Genomic DNA, 17,078 nt, shown 5'->3' with positions numbered 1-17,078 from the left:
CTCTGGGTGCACCCACCCGCCGCGATCAGCAGGAGCCCTCATGGCGCACAGCCAGTTTCCAGAACGCGACATCGCGCAGCTTCGGCGATTGCTGGACGATGCCTGCAAGGGAACTGCTGCTGCCGAGGCGGCGCTGGCGCATCACTCCCGGCCGGAAGCGCGCCTGACGGCAATCAACTTTCCTCTCGAAGAAACTCTCCTCGGCGAAGCCGTCGGTTTATGGAACGAGTGGAAGGCCCGAGTAGCAGCACTTCTGCGCAGGCTCGATACCCAGACAGCCACAGCCTTGCTGCAATATGAACGATTGTTCGACGAGACTGCGGGGCGTCAATCCCAGGGGTTTCTCAGGCGACGCGTGCATCTCGGCAATGCGGCGCCGGAAGCTATAGCGCTCGACGTGGTCGAGCTGCTGTCGGTATCGGCAGCGCTGGACAGGATGCTTGGCGAGGCGAAGCCCTTTCTCGCCCTGCATCACCGCGTTTGCGAGGCCCACCTGCAGCAGCTGGTCATTCGCCGGCGGCAGCTGGACGGCGATCTGGACGAGGCGGGGCGACGGCTTGCGTCCCTGAAGGCGCGGACGCATGAGCGCCTCTCCTCGACACTGCCGCAGCGTGGTCCGTCGCTGGATGCCGCATCCGAGGAAGAACGCAAAGAGCTGGCGCTCGATCGGCAGGCGGCTGAGGTTAAGGATAAGATGCTGCGGTCCGAGCACGAGACCTTGTTACGGCTGATGACCGACGATGAAGATTTTCTGGATGTGCTGAACGGCGGGATCGCCGCTGTCAACGTCATGGCTGCCAAGCTCGCGATCGATGTCGAACAGCGCGTCGCGTTGCTGAAGGCGGCAAACGAACAATCGGCGACGCAATGCGAGGACCTGCCGGTCGGGGTGGAGGACCTTGTTGCCGCGTGCGAGACCAACCTCCTTGCCGGACATGATCTGCTGCTTCGCAAACAGGCTGCTGACGATGCCTTCGCGCGCCGTCTGGAGGTGGCGCTATCGCCCTCAGAGCCGACGGTTGACGACGAGGAGGATAACCCGGCGGAGCCGCAGCCGCGGCCGGCGACGATTTAATTCGGCCGACGCGGTTGCCCTGTGGCCGGCGAGGTCATATCTGCTGGAGCACCACGCCCGTTAGGAGACATTGCATGCTTGATCCGATCGTTGCCTTCTTTGCACGGATGCTCCAGGCAATTCGGCGTGGTCTCGGGCTCCTGTTTGTATGGGCGACGTGGCCTTTTCTCGCAGCGCATGGCTGGTACCGGCAGCGCAACTGGATCATCAAGGTGCCGGTCGCCGCTCTCCTCGTGCTGCTGGTCGGCCTATACGGCTACTTCCTCGTCCAGACCCAGTCCTGGACGGGCTTCAACACCCACTACGTCGACAGCTACAAGCTTGCCGACCGCAAGGCCGCCGGTCAGGACCTTGCCCCGGTGCCTGTCGCGACGGATGCGCAGCCGGCCACGACCGCCGCGCCGAAGCGTTGCGAGACGTCCGCTATCGTCGATGTCACAGCCGACCTTGTGGATTTCAACGTCAACCGCAATGCGTGGATCTCGTCCATGCTCCTCTTCAAGCTCGGGTTTTTCGGGCTAAGCTGGGACGATACGCCCTTCCTCGACAACAAGGCGTCCTTCCAGCGCGGCGTTAACCAGGCGGTTCGCAGGACCTCGATCGAGCTTGTGGATTCGCTGGGTCGCGTACGTGGTACATCGGGTATCAATTCGGACCTGCAGAACGCGCGCGGCAACTTGCAGTTCGACGAGTCCAGCTGGTATTTCGGCTTCCAGCCGTTCGGGCCGAAGACACCGACCCCTAGCTACTATCGGGCTTCGATCAACAGCCTGCGCAAGTTCAATGTCGATCTCGGCGCCTGCAACGCCACCTTCGATGGGCGTGCGGACAACCTGATCGAATTCATCGATCGCATTTCGAACGATCTCGGCAGCACGTCGGACGTTCTCGCCGAGCGTTCAGAGAACCATAATTTCGGATGGTTCGACACGCGTGCGGACGATCGTTTCTGGTTTGCCTATGGACAGCTGTACGGATACTACGGCATCCTCAGCGCTGCCGGGGCCGATTTCTCCAAGGTCATCGCCGAGCGCAATGTCGGGGCACTTTGGGGCGATACGATGAAGCAGTTCCAGGCGGCATTGCGTATCCAGCCGTGGATCGTCTCGAACGGTCGCGAAGACGGCTTAATCATGCCCAGCCATCTGGCGACGATGGGTTTTTATATCCTGCGGGTGCGTTCCAACCTGGTCGAAACGCGCGCGGTACTCGGCGGGCGGTAGTTCTTTGCCGAGTTGGTCGCTGGAAGCTTGTGTCAGTTGATGAGCTTGAGCCGGATGGCTTTGGCCACCAGTTGCGTGCGGTTAACGCAATTGAACTTCTTGATGGCATTGGTCATATAGGCGTTGACGGTGTGGTCCGAGAGCGTCAGGATCTGGCCGATCTCCACCGAAGTCTTGCCTTGCGCAGTCCAGCGAACGACTTCCATCTCGCGCGCCGACAGCATGGCTGACGGTTCGTTGCCATTGCGTTTGATGCCGTTGTAGGCGGTGGCGGCATGCAGCAAGATGATGCAGAGTTCGTTGACTTCAGCCTGGGATAGGCTGTTGCGATTGCCAGCCATTGAAAAAGCCAACCGCTCGCCGTCAGACGCATTAACAGGAAGATGCATGCCCATCGTCAGGCCGCGGCTTTCGAGAAACGTCCGGAGTTCGCGGGGGAATTCCATTTCTGGAGAAGGCGCCCGTTCCGCCAGGTTCCAGCAGCGTGGAATTGTCGAATCACGGTCTCGACCGACCTGGGGGTAGATGCGCAGGAGGTGGCCGCGATCGAAGTCGCGCAGATTCTGGGCTGGTGCAGACGTCTCGATAACCAGCGGTGTCAGAAGCATGTCCGAGGACGATGGCGCGTTGCAAAGCATGAAAGACGCAAATCCGAACGACTCTGCCGTCCTGTTCAACGCCTGATGAAGCATGGCACGAGTGCGCGTTGCCGCCAATTCGGCGGACAGAAACGTTTGTCGTCCAGAAGCTGTCATATACGACATTGGAGCAAGGCTCATTTATGTTGTGTTACCGCTATCAAATACGCGAAACAGGCGGGAATACGAGTCAAAAAGCTTGCCGCAACGCAATTGGTGCATTTGCGCTAAGAAACAACTTTTGCAACAAGGGCCTCGTTCTTCCCTATGAATAATCTCTTTGCAGGTGGGTTGGGTGGCAGCCGAGTTGTGGCTCTATGCTGCCACCGATTGCTTGCCAACCTTGCAAATCAGCGCTGTCGTTGCTATCCGTTGTCCTCCGAAACATCACCTCCGAGCCGATTGATGATGCTGACTTCGCTGACGCGGGCCGTTCCTACGCGGTTGAACCAAGTCTTGCGCCTTGTGGCGACCGTTGTTTTTGTGCTCGCCGGCCTTGAAGCGGCAAATGCGGCCGAGCCTCCCATCGATCGTCCCATGGACTTCGTTCTGATCCATGGCGGCACACCCTACTGCCGCGATGGCGGATCCTGTGCCGACTGGATTGCTGCCGAAGGCCAGATCATGTCGGACTCGCCCCGCAAGCTGCAAAAGCTGCTGAAGAAAATCGGCAAGAAATCCCTGCCGATCGTCGTCCGCTCTCCAGGCGGGGATGTCGCTGCCGCAATGCAGATGGGGCTGATCATCCGGCGCCAGGGGCTTTCGGTGGCTGTTGGCGGGACACGTGCCGATGCCTGCGAGGGTAGCGAACCGCTATGCGACGCGGCGCGGCAAAAAGACGGCTCCATGACCGGCGAGATCTATTCGAACGGCGCTGTCTGCCTGTCCGCCTGTCCGTTGCTTCTGGCCGGCGGTGTCAGGCGGATCGCCAGTCCCTTTGCCTTGATTGGCGTCCACCAGATCACCACCACCTACCGGGAAATGCGCGTCCAGTATCGCACCGAGTACGAAATGCTGAACGGCAAGAAGAAGATACTGTCGCAGCGCGAAGTCGGCAGGAAAATGGTCGGGCAGCACGACACCACGAAGCTCGGCAACAAACAGAAAGCGGCGCTGATCGCCTATCTCACCAAGATGGGGGTCGATGCCGATCTCTTCGACCTGATGATGAGCGCCAATCCGCAGTCGATCCGTTTGCTGACGCAGGTCGAGGCGCTCAATCTGAAGATGATGACCGAGCAGTCTTCCGCCGGCCAACTCGCCGCAGCCGGTGCCTGCCCGCGCGAGAAGACGATCTCCGACTGCGTTGTCTCCATGACGCCGGCACCGCCGACGCCGCCCAGCACGCCGCAATCCCAGCCGCTGCCGGACGAGCCCGAGCCCGGCATGCCGCAGCCGCTCGAGCGGCAGGCTTTGCTGCCGGCCATGCATTCTCTGTCTGGCCGGGCTGCCTAGGCGTTATCCTTGCCTTTGGCCTGACCCATGATCTTTTCGAGATATCCGAGCATCAGGGCCGAGACGACGAAGGCGAGGTGTATCAGCGTCATCCACATGATCTGCGCGGTTTCGAACTGCGCCATGTTGAGGAATACCTGCAGCAGGTGGATCGAGGAGATGGCGACGATAGAGGAGGCGACCTTGATTTTCAGGCTGCCTGAATCGAGCTTCCCGAGAAACGATACCTCGTCGTCGTTCTTCGCGTCGGCCTCATCGAAGCGGCTGACGAAGTTCTCGTAGCCGGAGATCATCACCATGACGACCAGGCTTGCGACCAGCGATGCGTCGATCAGTCCGAGCATCGCAAGAATCATGTCGGCTTCATCCATCGTGAAGACGCCCAGGGCGACCTTGTAGAACTTATGGATAAAGGACACCGCATACAGCGCGAGCGACGCGGCCAGTCCCAGATAGAAGATGACGAGCAGCCATCGGCTCGCAAGAATGATACGCTCGACTAGGAGTTCCAGGGATTTCATCACCGACCTTATGCTTCGTACTTTTCGTCGACAGCATTACGCACATGGCCGCGCCGGGACAAGCCATGGTGCCAGGTCTTGGTGGGAGGGGTGTGCCGGATTTTCCACGTCTGCAGACAGCATGGCGGTTCACAGCGCCGTCCTATTCCGCTATGCGCAAATGAAACGCATGGCGCGGCGAATGGAGTTGGACTGATGGCAACGGTAAAGTCGGATATCGAGATCGCGCGCGCTGCGGCGAAAAAGCCGATTTACGAGATCGGGGCAGCCCTTGGCATTCCGCCCGAGCAGTTGGTGCCGTACGGACACGACAAGGCAAAGATCAGCGCCGAGTTCATTGCCGCGCAAGCCGGCAAGGCGAACGGCAAGCTGATCCTGGTGACAGCGATCAATCCGACGCCGGCCGGCGAGGGCAAGACGACGACCACGGTCGGTCTAGGCGACGGCCTCAACCGCATTGGCAAGAAGGCGATAATCTGCGTGCGCGAACCGTCGCTGGGGCCGTGCTTCGGCACCAAGGGCGGTGCTGCCGGCGGCGGTTACGCACAGGTCGTGCCGATGGAAGACATCAACCTGCATTTCACCGGCGACTTCCATGCCATCACCTCGGCCCACAATCTGCTGGCTGCGATGCTCGACAACCATGTCTACTGGGGCAACGCGCTGAATATCGACATCCGTCGGATTACCTGGCGTCGGGTGATGGACATGAACGACCGGGCATTGCGCGATATCGTCTCGTCGCTTGGCGGCGTTGCCAACGGCTTCCCGCGCCAGGGCGGCTTCGACATCACCGTTGCCTCCGAGGTGATGGCCATCCTGTGCCTGGCATCGGATCTCGCCGACCTCGAAAAACGGTTGGGAGACATTATCGTTGCCTATCGCTACGACAGGTCGCCGGTTTTTGCGCGTGATCTGAAAGCGGACGGCGCCATGGCCGTCCTGCTGAAGGATGCGTTGCAGCCGAACCTGGTGCAGACCCTGGAGAATAACCCGGCGCTTGTGCATGGTGGCCCGTTTGCCAATATCGCCCATGGCTGCAATTCGGTCATTGCCACCCGGACGGCACTGACGCTTGCGGACTACGTCGTCACCGAGGCCGGCTTCGGTGCGGATCTCGGGGCGGAGAAGTTTTTCAACATCAAATGTCGCCAGGCGGGACTGAAGCCGGATGCGGCGGTGGTCGTCGCCACGGTACGGGCGCTGAAGATGAATGGCGGCGTCACCAAGGACGATCTCGGCCGCGAGAATGTCGAGGCGCTGGTCACCGGCTGCGTCAATCTCGGCCGCCATGTCGAGAATGTGCGGAAGTTTGGCGTTCCCGTGGTCGTGGCGATCAACCACTTCACCTCCGATACCGACGCCGAGGTCGAAGCCGTTAAAGCCTATGTCGCCGGTCTCGGTGCCGAGGCTATCCTCTGCCGCCACTGGGCGGATGGCTCCGCCGGCATCGAGGAACTGGCGCACAAGGTTGTGGCGCTGACGCAGTCCGGCGAGGCGAAATTCGCGCCGCTCTATCCCGACGAGCTGCCGTTGATGCAGAAGATCGGCGTGGTGGCGACCGAGATATATCACGCCGGTGAGGTGACCGCGGACAAGGCCGTTCGCGACCAGCTGAAGAGCTGGGAGGATCAGGGATACGGCCACCTGCCGGTGTGCATTGCCAAGACACAATATTCGTTCTCGACCGACGCGGATCTGCGCGGCGCTCCGGAAGGCCATGTCGTGCATGTGCGCGAGGTGAGACTGTCGGCCGGCGCAGGCTTCGTCGTCGCCATCACGGGCGAGATCCGCACCATGCCCGGCCTGCCACGCTCTCCTGCCGCCGAGCGGATCATGCTGAACGAGCAGGGCTATATAGAAGGTCTGTTCTAGACTTGATCCATCGATTCAAGATGCTGCCAAACTGAGTCTGCCGGCGCCGCCAAGTCACTGATATTCAGTGACAATAACGGAAGTCACCGTTGCGTTTCAGGACGTCCATGTGGAAGTGATGCTCATGGGCGGCGTCGCTTTCGGGATCAAGGACGGTAGAGAAGTACAGGCAGCCAGAAGCACTGACGGCACGCTGGAAGGCACCGGCAAGCGTCGAATCCTCCTTGCGCGGCTGTACCTCGACATTCCTACCATCCTTGAATGTGAAACTGGCGATGTCGATGGCATTGCCCCGGGCGTGCTCGGAGATCTTGCCAGTGCTCGCGTTGTTGCGCAGCCGGCAGATGTAGGTCGAGGCCTGGTTTATGGTGACGATTGGGCCGGCGGCCTTTAGCGCAGCCTCGCCTGCCGGAATGACGCTTTCCTTCATCCAGCGGGAGAGGGCGAGCGCCGCCTCGCAGCGCAGCGTGCCTTCTGGCTTGAATTTCACGCCTGGCAACGCTTCCGAGAGGCTTATTGGCTTGTCGATGCCACATCCATCGCCGTCGTCGATGCGGGGCAGATCCTTGAATACCGCGCCCATGGCCTGCAGGTCTTTCAGGCAGGCCTGATGCTCCGCATCGGATTCCGGTTCGATGGTGAGCGGCTCAGCAGGCGGATTTCCCTTGCCGTCGGTGGCGTTCGATACCGGTGATTTCTTGTCGTCCTTGCCGGTGTCGGCATCGGGCTTGCTTGTGTCTCCATCGGGTGTCGTTGCCTTCGTGGCAGGCGCATCGCCACCTTGCTTTCCGCTGGTCGTGCCATCGGAAGGCGTCGCTTCGGTGGGAGGTTTTGCAGCTGGTGTTTCCTGTACCGGCACGGACTGCGGTTTCGGCTCGGGGATGGGAGCAACCGGCTGAGCGGTCTCCGCAGGCTTGATGTCCGGGCGCGTCTCTGGCAGCGGCCCGGTTTGTGGCAGGGTGGCTGAAGTCAGAAGGGTGACACAGGCGACGAGGGAGGCAATCCGGAAGAGCATGAGGTTTTACCCGTTTCTTTGTCTGACGGGTGGCAACGTTTCGGAGCCGCATTCGTTGCAGATCAGCAACAAAAGTCGGCGAGGCTTAAACATGACTGATCTATTCATGTTTATATTGACCTGATATATTGACAATCTTACTCATGTTTTTTATCGGGCAGAAAGGAGGCATGTATTTCTGCCTCTTTCCGTCCGCCTAGCCAGCCCCTTGGGTGTTCACAGCGCACCAACCAGCCAGCCCGGTACAGCATCTTTTGAGAGGATTGGTTATGGTTGCCCGGCACACCCGCGCGCTTGTATTGGCTTGCACCACATTTCTAGCTTACGATCTTGCGGCAGTCGCTACGCGCGCGCAGACCGCAACGCCCGACGAGGCCGTCGAGGCCAGTGGAAAGGGCGACCGTGTGACGCCGCTTCAGGCCATCGTCGTAAAAGGCAAGGGCGCCAAAGGCGAAAAGGACGTGCTGGCGGATTCGCCGACCGCCACTGAAACCACCGCTGAGACGATCGACGACAAGCAAATCACCAGCCTCGAGGATCTTGCCCGCAGCACCGAAGTCGGGCTTGGCTTCGACCGGACGTCGGGCGGCATCAACCTGCGCGGACTGCAGGACAACCGCATCCTGACCACCGTCGACGGCATCGAGATCCCGTATCTCCTCGACGGTGCCCGTTCCGCCGATGGAGGCGTCAGCGCCTTCGATTTCAATGCCCTGTCGACCATTGACGTGGTGCGCGGCGCGGATTCCAGCCGTGCCGGCTCGGGTGCGCTTGGCGGTGCGGTTGTGCTGCGCACGCTGGAGCCGGAGGATCTGATCGATCCGGGCCGGACATGGGGCGGGGTCTTCAAGCTCGGATATGACAGCACCGACAAGAGCACCGGTGGATCGGCTGCCGTTGCCAAGCGCGTCGATAACACAGCGGTACTCTTCCAAGGCGGCTATACGAAGGGCCATGAGACCGACAGCAAGGCCGACGTCGGCGGCTATGGTGCGACGCGTTCGGTAGCGAACCCTGCCGATTACGACCAGCGAAGCGGCCTGTTCAAAATCAGACAATATACCGATGTCGGCACATTCGGCTTGACGGCGGAGCACTATAACAAGGATATCGACACTGACCTGAGGACTAGCCAGAGCCTCACCGGCAACTATCGTCCTGGCAACTACGACGGCAGCGAAGATGTCAAGCGTGACCGCGTGTCGCTTGACTACAAGTATGAGGCGTCGAGCGCCGACACCCTGGTCGACACAGCGAATGCTGTGTTCTTCTGGCAGGATCTGCTGCGTGAAAGCGGATCCGACGGCTATCGGTCGACCTCGGTCGTGGGCCCGTATTCGCGCGACGCCGATCTTGAAAACCGGAGCATTGGTTTCAACGGCAATGCCTCCAAGACTTTCGACACCGGCAGCCTGCACCACACGCTCACTTTTGGTCTGAATGTCGCTTTCGACAAGACAACTCAATATTCCGCCGGCGTGGACAATTGCGGTCCTGGGCCATTCCGTGCCTTTTCCGCCTGCAGCTTTCTGCACACCAACCAGTCGGATATGCCCGATGTCGACGGCAAGCGCGTCGGCGCATTCGTCGACGACAAGATCGCGCTTGGTGACAGCCGCTTCTCGCTCACTCCCGGTGTGCGTTTCGACTGGTACGACTATTCTCCGAAGGAGACCTCGGCCTATACGGGCAGCGCCAACTACAGCGGTATGCCGGACGGACAGAGCGGCACGCGCTTTTCGCCGAAGCTGCGCGCCTCCTACGAGCCACAGGATGATATCGAGATCTACGCGCAGTGGTCGATGGGTTTCCGCGCGCCCAGCGTCACCGAACTCTACGAGAACTACGGCGTTCCCGGCGGCTATGTCAGCTACGGCAATCCCGACCTCAAGCAAGAAACCAGCAACGGCTTCGAGATCGGCACCAACCTTGGCGACAAGGAGTTCGGCGGACACATTGGCGCCTATTACAATCGCTACAAGAATTTCATCGACACGCAATTGTCTACTGATGCGACGGGTACCTATCCTCTCGGCATTACCGAATACTTCAACCGCGCCAATGTCCGTATCTTCGGCCTCGAACTCAGCGGCCACAAGACCTTCGACAATGGTATCCACGTCAGCGGCTCGCTTGCCTATGCCAACGGAAAGGATGCCGATAGCGGCGAATATGTCGACTCTATCGCGCCTGGCAAGGCTGCCTTTACAATCGGTTATGCCAAGGAGACCTGGGGCACGGACGTGACGCTGATCACCGCAACCAAGGAGCCGAAGAAGGACGGCGATGCCTTCCGGACGCCGGGCTACGGCATCGTCGATCTGACGGGTTGGTGGAAGCCTGTGCAGGTCAAGGGCCTGACGCTGCGCGCCGGCGTCTATAATGTCTTCGACAAGACCTATTACGACGCGCTGAATGTAAAGTCTGCGACGCAGCCGCCGGAATATTACTCGGAGGCAGGTCGTGCCTTCAAGCTGACGCTGACGCAGCGCTTCTGATCGCTTGTCCGATATAGTTCGCAGCAGGGCGGTGCTTCGGCATCGCCCTGCTTCAATCCTGGCGACAGCGCGGATTTGAACCGAGCCGATTTCGATGCTATGAGCCCATCTCAGTCTTTTTGAGAAAGGAGGGCCGCAATGATCATGACACTCTGGCGCAATCGCCAGTTCGGCCCGACCGATGCCCTGCGGATGCGTTTGCAGGGCTGATCAGAGGCTGTCACTTTCTCATACCTTTCTGGTCTGCCCATTTGGCCTGTAGTCGAACGTTTGCGTTCGTGCTGCATCCTGATAATTGCCGAGCCGTACTGCCGACGCTGGTTGGTGGTCGTTGCCCGGTCAGACCAGAGAACTAGAAATGTCTTCGATCACCTTGCACAATCTTGCCGTCACCCTTGGCGAGCCGCTGTTCTCCAACCTCAATTTCAGCCTCAATGGCGGAGATCGGGTCGGCATTGTTGCGGCCAACGGCCGCGGTAAATCCACGCTTCTGAACTGCATTGCAGGCCGTCTCGAACCGACGGCAGGCGACGTCACGCGGTCGCGCGGGCTGACAATCGGGTATGTCGAACAGAACGTCGCGCCCACCTTGGCGAAATTGCCGTTTCATGCGGCGGTCGCGCAGGCACTTGCACCCGGGCAGGCCGACAGCGAGAGCTGGCGCGTCGATGTGGTGCTCGATACGCTGGCCGTGCCAGAGGCCCTTCGCGAGCGGCCGCTTGCGCAGTTGAGCGGGGGCTGGCAGCGGCTGGCGCTGGTGGCACGCGTCGCGGTCACCGAGCCGGACGTGATGCTGCTGGACGAGCCTACCAACCATCTGGACCTGTTCAAGATCGCGCTGCTGGAGAACTGGCTGAACGCTCTGCCTCGCGCCGTCTCGGTGCTTGTCGCAAGCCACGACCGGGCGTTCCTGGATGCCGTCACCAACCGCACGCTGTTCCTCAGGGCCGAGCAGTCGCAGCAGTTCCAGCTTCCCTACAGCATGGCGAGGGCCGGGCTCGATAATATCGATGCGTCGCAGGAGCAGCGCTACGAGAAGGATATGAAAGCCGCGCAACAGCTGCGGCGACAGGCAGCCAAGCTCAAGAATATCGGCATCAACTCCGGCAGCGACTTGCTGACCGTCAAGACAAGGCAGTTGAAGGAGCGGGCCGACCGCCTCGAGGATGCGTCCCGGCCGGGCCATCGTGAGCGCTCGGCCGGAGCCATCCGGCTGGGCAGCAGTGCCAGCCAGGCGAAGATCCTCGTCACCCTCGAAGATGCCACTGTCTGCACTCCGGATGGCATGGCGTTGTTCAAGACCGGCAAGCTCTGGATCCGCCAAGGCGACCGCATCGTTCTGCTCGGGGCGAATGGCGCTGGCAAGACGCGGCTGATGGAGATGATCAGGGGGGCGATCGAAACGCCGGGCGACGCGACGGCTCAGGTGCGGGCAACGCCCTCGCTGGTGCTCGGCTACAGCGATCAGTCGCTCGCCAATCTTGCCGACGGAGATACGCCGATGGCGGTCCTGACCCGGCTGTTCGCGCTCGGCGAGCCGAAGGCACGCAGTCTGCTGGCCACCGCCGGTATCAGCGTCGAGATGCAGGGACGGGCAATCGGCCGGCTATCGGGCGGCCAGAAGGCGCGGCTGGCGATGCTGCTACTGCACCTGCGCCAACCCAATTTCCATCTCCTGGACGAGCCGACCAACCATCTCGACATCGAGGGGCAGGAGGCACTGGAGGGTGAATTGCTGGCGGAGGGGTCCACCTGCCTGCTGGTGTCGCACGATCGCAGCTTTGTCAGGACGGTCGGCAACCGCTTCTGGCAGATCGAGCGTAAAAAGCTGATCGAGGTCGATGGACCCGAGGCGTTTTTCACCTCGGCGCAGCTGTCGGCTTGAGTTTGCGCGGTTTCGGGCGGCAGTCGGCCGCCCGAAACTTTCAGCCGAATTGGCGCTTGCGCATCGCCGCATCTCGCGCTAACAATTTTCCCATGAACATGTCTTCGAACAGTGCATCGTGGTGGTGGGCTCGCTAACAGCGGCCTCGATCAATCGTGTTCAAAGACGACGAGTAAGCCGCCCGAGAGTTTCAGGCGGCTTTTTTTGTATGTAAAGCGCCTGTCATCCGGGCCTGAAGAAGCGGAGAGACGGTCATGGTTACGATCCTGCGGGACGATGGTGCGGAAATCTACGAGACCAAGGGCGGCATTACGGTGACCCGCCAGCGTCGGTCAATTCCCTATGACGACGCGGTCTCGTCCTACATCGACAAGCTGGACGAGCGGCGCGGCGCGGTGTTTTCCTCCAACTACGAGTATCCGGGCCGCTACACGCGCTGGGACACCGCCGTCGTCGATCCGCCCATCGGCATCTCCTGCTTTGGCCGCAATGTCTGGATCGAAGCCTACAACGAGCGCGGCGAGGTCATCCTCGGCTTTATCGAGGCGCGGCTGCAAACCGTGCGCGAACTGGCGCTCGGTGCGTCGACGCCGCGTCGGCTCGATCTCACCGTCAAGGCGCCTGATCGGGTGTTCACAGAGGAAGAGCGCTCGAAGATGCCGACGGTGTTCACCGTACTGCGCGCCGTAACCGACCTGTTCTACTCGCAGGCCGACGCTGCCCTCGGACTCTACGGTGCCTTCGGCTACGATATCGCCTTCCAGTTCGACGCGATCGACCTGAAGCTGACGCGTCCCTCCGATCAGCGCGACATGGTGCTGTATCTCCCCGACGAGATCCTCGTGGTCGACAACTACGCCGCCAAGGCCTGGATCGACCGCTACGACTTTGAAAAGGGCGGGCTGACGACCGAGGACAAGGCCGGTGATATCCCGCCGGAGCCGTTCCACCACACGAACACCATTCCTCCGAAGAGCGACCATCGCCCGGGCGAATTTGCCGAGCTGGTAAACAAGGCAAAGGAGAGCTTTCGCAAGGGCGACCTGTTCGAGGTCGTTCCAGGGCAGAAGTTCATGGAGCGCTGCGATTCGAAGCCTTCGGATATTTCCAAGCGTCTGAAGGCGATCAATCCGTCGCCCTATTCGTTCTTCATCAACCTCGGCCACCAGGAATATCTGGTCGGCGCATCGCCAGAGATGTTCGTGCGCGTCTCCGGCCGTCGCATCGAGACCTGCCCGATCTCGGGCACGATCAAGCGCGGCGAGGACCCGATTGCCGACAGCGAGCAGATCCTCAAGCTTCTGAACTCGAAGAAGGACGAATCCGAGCTGACCATGTGCTCGGACGTCGACCGCAACGACAAGAGCCGCGTCTGCGAGCCGGGCTCGGTCAAGGTCATCGGCCGCCGTCAGATCGAGATGTATTCGCGCCTGATCCACACCGTCGACCACATCGAGGGGCGACTGCGCGACGACATGGATGCGTTCGACGGCTTCCTGTCGCACGCATGGGCCGTCACCGTCACCGGTGCGCCGAAACTCTGGGCCATGCGTTTCATCGAAAGCCGCGAAAAGAGCCCGCGCGCCTGGTATGGTGGCGCCATCGGCATGGTCGGCTTCAACGGCGACATGAACACCGGCCTGACTCTGCGCACCGTGCGCATCAAGGACGGTATAGCGGAGGTGCGGGCCGGCGCTACCTTGCTCAACGACTCTATCCCCGAAGAGGAAGAAGCCGAAACCGAATTGAAGGCGTCCGCCATGCTCTCTGCCATCCGCGATGCAAAGTCTGCCGGTTCCGCTAAGACCAAGCGCGATGTTGCTGCGGTCGGCAAGGGCGTCAGCATCCTGCTTGTCGACCACGAGGACAGCTTCGTCCACACGCTCGCCAACTACTTCCGCCAGACAGGTGCCACCGTTTCAACGGTCCGCACGCCTGTGTCCGAAGAAGTCTTCGACCGCCTCGACCCCGATCTCGTCGTGCTGTCCCCGGGGCCGGGTAACCCGAAGGATTTCGACTGCAAGGCGACGATCAAGAAGGCACGAGCCCGCAACCTGCCGATCTTCGGCGTCTGCCTCGGCCTGCAGGCACTGGCCGAAGCCTATGGCGGCGATCTCCGGCAGCTGGCCGTGCCGATGCACGGCAAGCCGTCGCGCATCCGCGTGCTCGAGCCCGGTATCGTGTTTTCGGGCCTTTCCAGGGAAGTGACCGTCGGGCGATACCACTCGATCTTCGCCGACCCCTCGACCCTGCCGCGTGAATTCATGATCACGGCGGAAAGCGAGGATGGCACGATCATGGGTATCGAGCACACCAAGGAGCCGGTTGCAGCGGTGCAGTTCCACCCGGAATCGATCATGACGCTTGGTGGCGATGCCGGCATGCGGATGATCGAGAATGTCGTGGCAAACCTTGCGCGGCGGACAAAGACCAAGGCGGCCTGACGTCTGGATGCAAGATGTGGTAGCAAGACGGCGGCGATACCGCCGTCTTGATCAAGCCTACGCCTGCCGCTGAACGGCGCGCATGTTCATCGTTGCGCGGATGCTGAAGCCAAGCGCCTGGTAAAGCGCGATCGCCGCCGTGTTGCCGACATAGGCATGCAGGAAGACTACCTCATCGCGGGCGGCGATTTCACCGGCAACGAATCGAAATAGCAGGCTGCCGAGACCGCGACCCTGGAAATCCGGATGGGTGCAGAGACCGCTGAGTTCGCCGAAGCCGGGCAGGCGCATGCGCTGGCCGGCCATGGCGACCAGCCGTCCCTCGATCTTGACGCCCCAGAAAGGGCCGAGCTTTTGTGCGCCGAGCGTGAAAGGACCGGGCTTGGTCAACAGCGCCAGTTCCAGCATCTCGGCGGCGTCGCTTTCGTCCAGCAGCTCGATCCGGGGATCCGCGATCCGCTCATGCGGCCGGTCGGCTGTCATCTGGTAGAGCTCGCCTACCGCAAGGACCACAAGTTCCTCCGGAATGACAATCGGACCGGCTTCCACGAGCACTATCCTTTCGTCTCCAATGGGCAGGCTTGCCAGCGCCTGAAGGCTTTCCGGCGTGTCGTCGGCAGCGGCGGCAAAGGGAACGGTCGATGGCGCAAACCGCTTGGCGAGGGGCCCGCCGATCGCCAGCGGCGCATGGCTCATCTGCAGCGTGTTCCAGACGGGCCGATCGAGTATGTGCGTCACGGCGATTTCTCCTGATTATGCTTTGGGCTTTCGCCAACTCACTTTGCGGCAGGCAGGGACCGGATACCGCTCAACGGCATCGCTTGTATTTGCGATCGCCTCGAAGATGCCATAGGGGATAGCCAAGCGATCCGCGAAGTAACAACCACGGCGCCAGGCGGTCAAGCCAGGTGCCCGCGTCAGAACGAACAAGGAGGCTTGAAGCCATGCCCAATACCGATGTTTCCGGCCTGTCCATGCTCGGCAGCCAGACCGCAACGCCCACCAGCCCCGAGACCGCAATGCTCGAAAAGGTGCCGGCCACCCACCAGGGTGCCGAATACCTCGTGCGCTTCACCGCGCCCGAGTTCACCTCGCTTTGCCCGATGACCGGCCAGCCCGATTTCGCCCATATCGTCATCGACTACGTGCCCGGCGAATGGCTGGTGGAATCGAAGTCGCTAAAGCTGTTCCTGCATGCATTCCGCAATCACGGCGCCTTTCACGAGGATTGTTCTGTGTATATCGCCAAGCGTATCGTCGAGCTACTGCAGCCCAAATGGCTGCGGATCGGCGCTTACTGGTATCCGCGCGGCGGCATCCCCATCGACGTTTTCTGGCAGACCGGCAAGCCGCCGGAAGGCCTGTGGTTGCCGGACCAGGGCGTCCCGACCTATCGCGGTCGCGGCTGACCCGCATTGAAAACGCCGCGCTTCGGGTGAAGCGCGGCGTTGCATCAGGGCTGTGCGAAAACGTCAGACGTTGAAGCTGTCGTCGCCGCCGCTGTCGTAGGAATTGTCGAAATCGGTGTCGCTGTCGTCGCTAACCAGGTTCCGGTCATTGGCGTTGTCGTCGTTTCCGGCGTTCTGGTCGTTGTTGTTGCCGTTGCTGTCGCCATAATAATTGTTGACGACCGTTTCCTCGACGGCGGGGGTTGCTGCCGGTGCCGCTGCTGCGGCTCCAAGCCCGCCGAGCCCTGCCGCTGCACCACCGATATGCGGACTGAACAGGCTGCTCAGCGATTCCGCCAGCATCACGCCACCGGCAACGCCTGCTGCCGTGCCGAGCGCACCGCGCAGAAACCCGCCGCCGCCGGACTGGGCCTGCGGCTGCTGGCTCCAGGGGCCGACTGGCTGCTGCTGGCTCTGCTGGCCCCAGGGACCCGGCTGCGGTTGCCCATAGCCCTGCTGCTGCGGCGCATAACCCTGCTGCTGGCCGTAGCCCTGCTGGGCCGGAGCGGCGCGCTGTGGCTGAGGTGCGGATTGTCCGCCGCCGAAGATGGAGCCGAGGCCGCCGAGGAAGCTCCCGCCACCTTGCGAGGCGGCAGGCTGGTGTTCGGCACTGTCCTGCAGTTCCTTGACCTGATCCTCGAGCTGCTTGATGCGATCTGCAGCCGCCTTCATGCCCTGTTCCTGGACGATGACCGCCTGTGCAAGCAAGTAGGGCGCGGTGGGATTGTCGCGCACTGATTGGTTGATGAAGGCTTCGGCGTCTGCATCGCGCGGGGTCGCCGCTGCGGCTTTGACGCGGTCGAAGAGAGAGCTTAGCAGTTGACGTTCTTCGGGCGACATGACGGCTCCTTGAAAACCTGACGCGATTCCAGATCGCGCCATCTGACGTAGGAAGGGATTTAGGCTTTGTCAAAGCCCTGCAAGGTTACATTTCCGTAATTGGTGGAGAGCGGCAAGGATATCTTCACCGGTTCAGTGGCTTGTCTTTTTCCCGCATTGTT

The 17,078-nt window shown here is 61.2% G+C and carries 13 protein-coding genes; 8 read left to right on the top strand and 5 right to left on the bottom strand.

Features of this window, described 5'->3' with window-relative positions:
- Positions 1 to 40: 40 nt before the first annotated feature.
- Positions 41 to 1,075, top strand: a complete 1,035-nt coding sequence (locus tag PR017_RS10335) for a hypothetical protein (RefSeq protein WP_111222650.1) — start codon at positions 41 to 43, stop codon at positions 1,073 to 1,075.
- A 74-nt stretch (positions 1,076 to 1,149) separates the two neighbouring features.
- The gene (locus PR017_RS10330) at positions 1,150 to 2,298 is read left to right on the top strand and encodes a DUF2333 family protein (RefSeq protein ID WP_111222651.1); all 1,149 of its coding nucleotides are present in this window, start codon (positions 1,150 to 1,152) and stop codon (positions 2,296 to 2,298) included.
- Between the two features lie 32 nt (positions 2,299 to 2,330).
- Here PR017_RS10330 and PR017_RS10325 read toward each other — a convergent pair whose 3' ends face one another.
- Entirely contained in the window at positions 2,331 to 3,062 is a 732-nt protein-coding gene (locus PR017_RS10325; RefSeq protein WP_111222652.1) for a helix-turn-helix transcriptional regulator, read from the bottom strand.
- A gap of 279 nt (positions 3,063 to 3,341) precedes the next feature.
- On the opposite strand from PR017_RS10325, the gene PR017_RS10320 reads away from it, so the two are divergent.
- The gene (locus PR017_RS10320) at positions 3,342 to 4,391 is read left to right on the top strand and encodes a COG3904 family protein (RefSeq protein WP_111222653.1); all 1,050 of its coding nucleotides are present in this window, start codon (positions 3,342 to 3,344) and stop codon (positions 4,389 to 4,391) included.
- On the opposite strand, the gene PR017_RS10315 is transcribed toward PR017_RS10320, so the two are convergent.
- Complete coding sequence (locus tag PR017_RS10315) at positions 4,388 to 4,912, bottom strand: TIGR00645 family protein (RefSeq protein ID WP_111222654.1); 525 nt, start codon at positions 4,910 to 4,912, stop codon at positions 4,388 to 4,390. The two genes, PR017_RS10320 and PR017_RS10315, sit on opposite strands and share 4 nt — an antisense overlap.
- A 195-nt stretch (positions 4,913 to 5,107) precedes the next feature.
- On the opposite strand from PR017_RS10315, the gene PR017_RS10310 reads away from it, so the two are divergent.
- Positions 5,108 to 6,787 carry a formate--tetrahydrofolate ligase gene (locus PR017_RS10310; RefSeq protein WP_111222655.1) on the top strand — a complete coding sequence of 560 codons (1,680 nt, stop codon included), beginning with the start codon at positions 5,108 to 5,110 and terminating at the stop codon, positions 6,785 to 6,787.
- Positions 6,788 to 6,851: 64 nt separating this feature from the next.
- Here PR017_RS10310 and PR017_RS10305 read toward each other — a convergent pair whose 3' ends face one another.
- Positions 6,852 to 7,802 (bottom strand): extensin-like domain-containing protein, encoded by a 951-nt coding sequence (locus PR017_RS10305; protein WP_111222656.1) that lies wholly within the window; start codon positions 7,800 to 7,802, stop codon positions 6,852 to 6,854.
- Between the two features lie 269 nt (positions 7,803 to 8,071).
- On the opposite strand from PR017_RS10305, the gene PR017_RS10300 reads away from it, so the two are divergent.
- The 3 genes from PR017_RS10300 (at position 8,072) to PR017_RS10290 (ending at position 14,629) form a co-directional block, all read left to right on the top strand.
- The gene (locus tag PR017_RS10300; RefSeq protein ID WP_111222657.1) at positions 8,072 to 10,300 is read left to right on the top strand and encodes a TonB-dependent hemoglobin/transferrin/lactoferrin family receptor; all 2,229 of its coding nucleotides are present in this window, start codon (positions 8,072 to 8,074) and stop codon (positions 10,298 to 10,300) included.
- 358 nt (positions 10,301 to 10,658) lie between these two features.
- The gene (locus PR017_RS10295) at positions 10,659 to 12,185 is read left to right on the top strand and encodes an ABC-F family ATP-binding cassette domain-containing protein (RefSeq protein WP_111222658.1); all 1,527 of its coding nucleotides are present in this window, start codon (positions 10,659 to 10,661) and stop codon (positions 12,183 to 12,185) included.
- 254 nt (positions 12,186 to 12,439) lie between these two features.
- On the top strand, positions 12,440 to 14,629 hold the full coding sequence (locus PR017_RS10290) for an anthranilate synthase (RefSeq protein WP_111222659.1): 2,190 nt from the start codon (positions 12,440 to 12,442) through the stop codon (positions 14,627 to 14,629).
- Positions 14,630 to 14,686: 57 nt separating this feature from the next.
- Here the strand turns inward: PR017_RS10290 and PR017_RS10285 are convergent, their stop codons facing one another.
- Positions 14,687 to 15,367 (bottom strand): GNAT family N-acetyltransferase, encoded by a 681-nt coding sequence (locus tag PR017_RS10285; protein WP_111222660.1) that lies wholly within the window; start codon positions 15,365 to 15,367, stop codon positions 14,687 to 14,689.
- A gap of 206 nt (positions 15,368 to 15,573) precedes the next feature.
- Here PR017_RS10285 and queF point away from each other — a divergent pair, with 206 nt between their 5' ends.
- Complete coding sequence (gene queF / locus PR017_RS10280; RefSeq protein WP_111222661.1) at positions 15,574 to 16,038, top strand: preQ(1) synthase; 465 nt, start codon at positions 15,574 to 15,576, stop codon at positions 16,036 to 16,038.
- Positions 16,039 to 16,101: 63 nt separating this feature from the next.
- Here queF and PR017_RS10275 read toward each other — a convergent pair whose 3' ends face one another.
- Complete coding sequence (locus tag PR017_RS10275; protein WP_111222662.1) at positions 16,102 to 16,917, bottom strand: DUF2076 domain-containing protein; 816 nt, start codon at positions 16,915 to 16,917, stop codon at positions 16,102 to 16,104.
- Positions 16,918 to 17,078 lie beyond the last annotated feature (161 nt).

The sequence above is a fragment of the Rhizobium tumorigenes genome, from assembly GCF_003240565.2.
In the GTDB taxonomy this organism is placed as follows: Bacteria; Pseudomonadota; Alphaproteobacteria; order Rhizobiales; family Rhizobiaceae; genus Rhizobium; species Rhizobium tumorigenes.
Note: the sequence above shows the minus strand (reverse complement) of the source record. Positions and strands in the feature narration are given on the sequence as shown.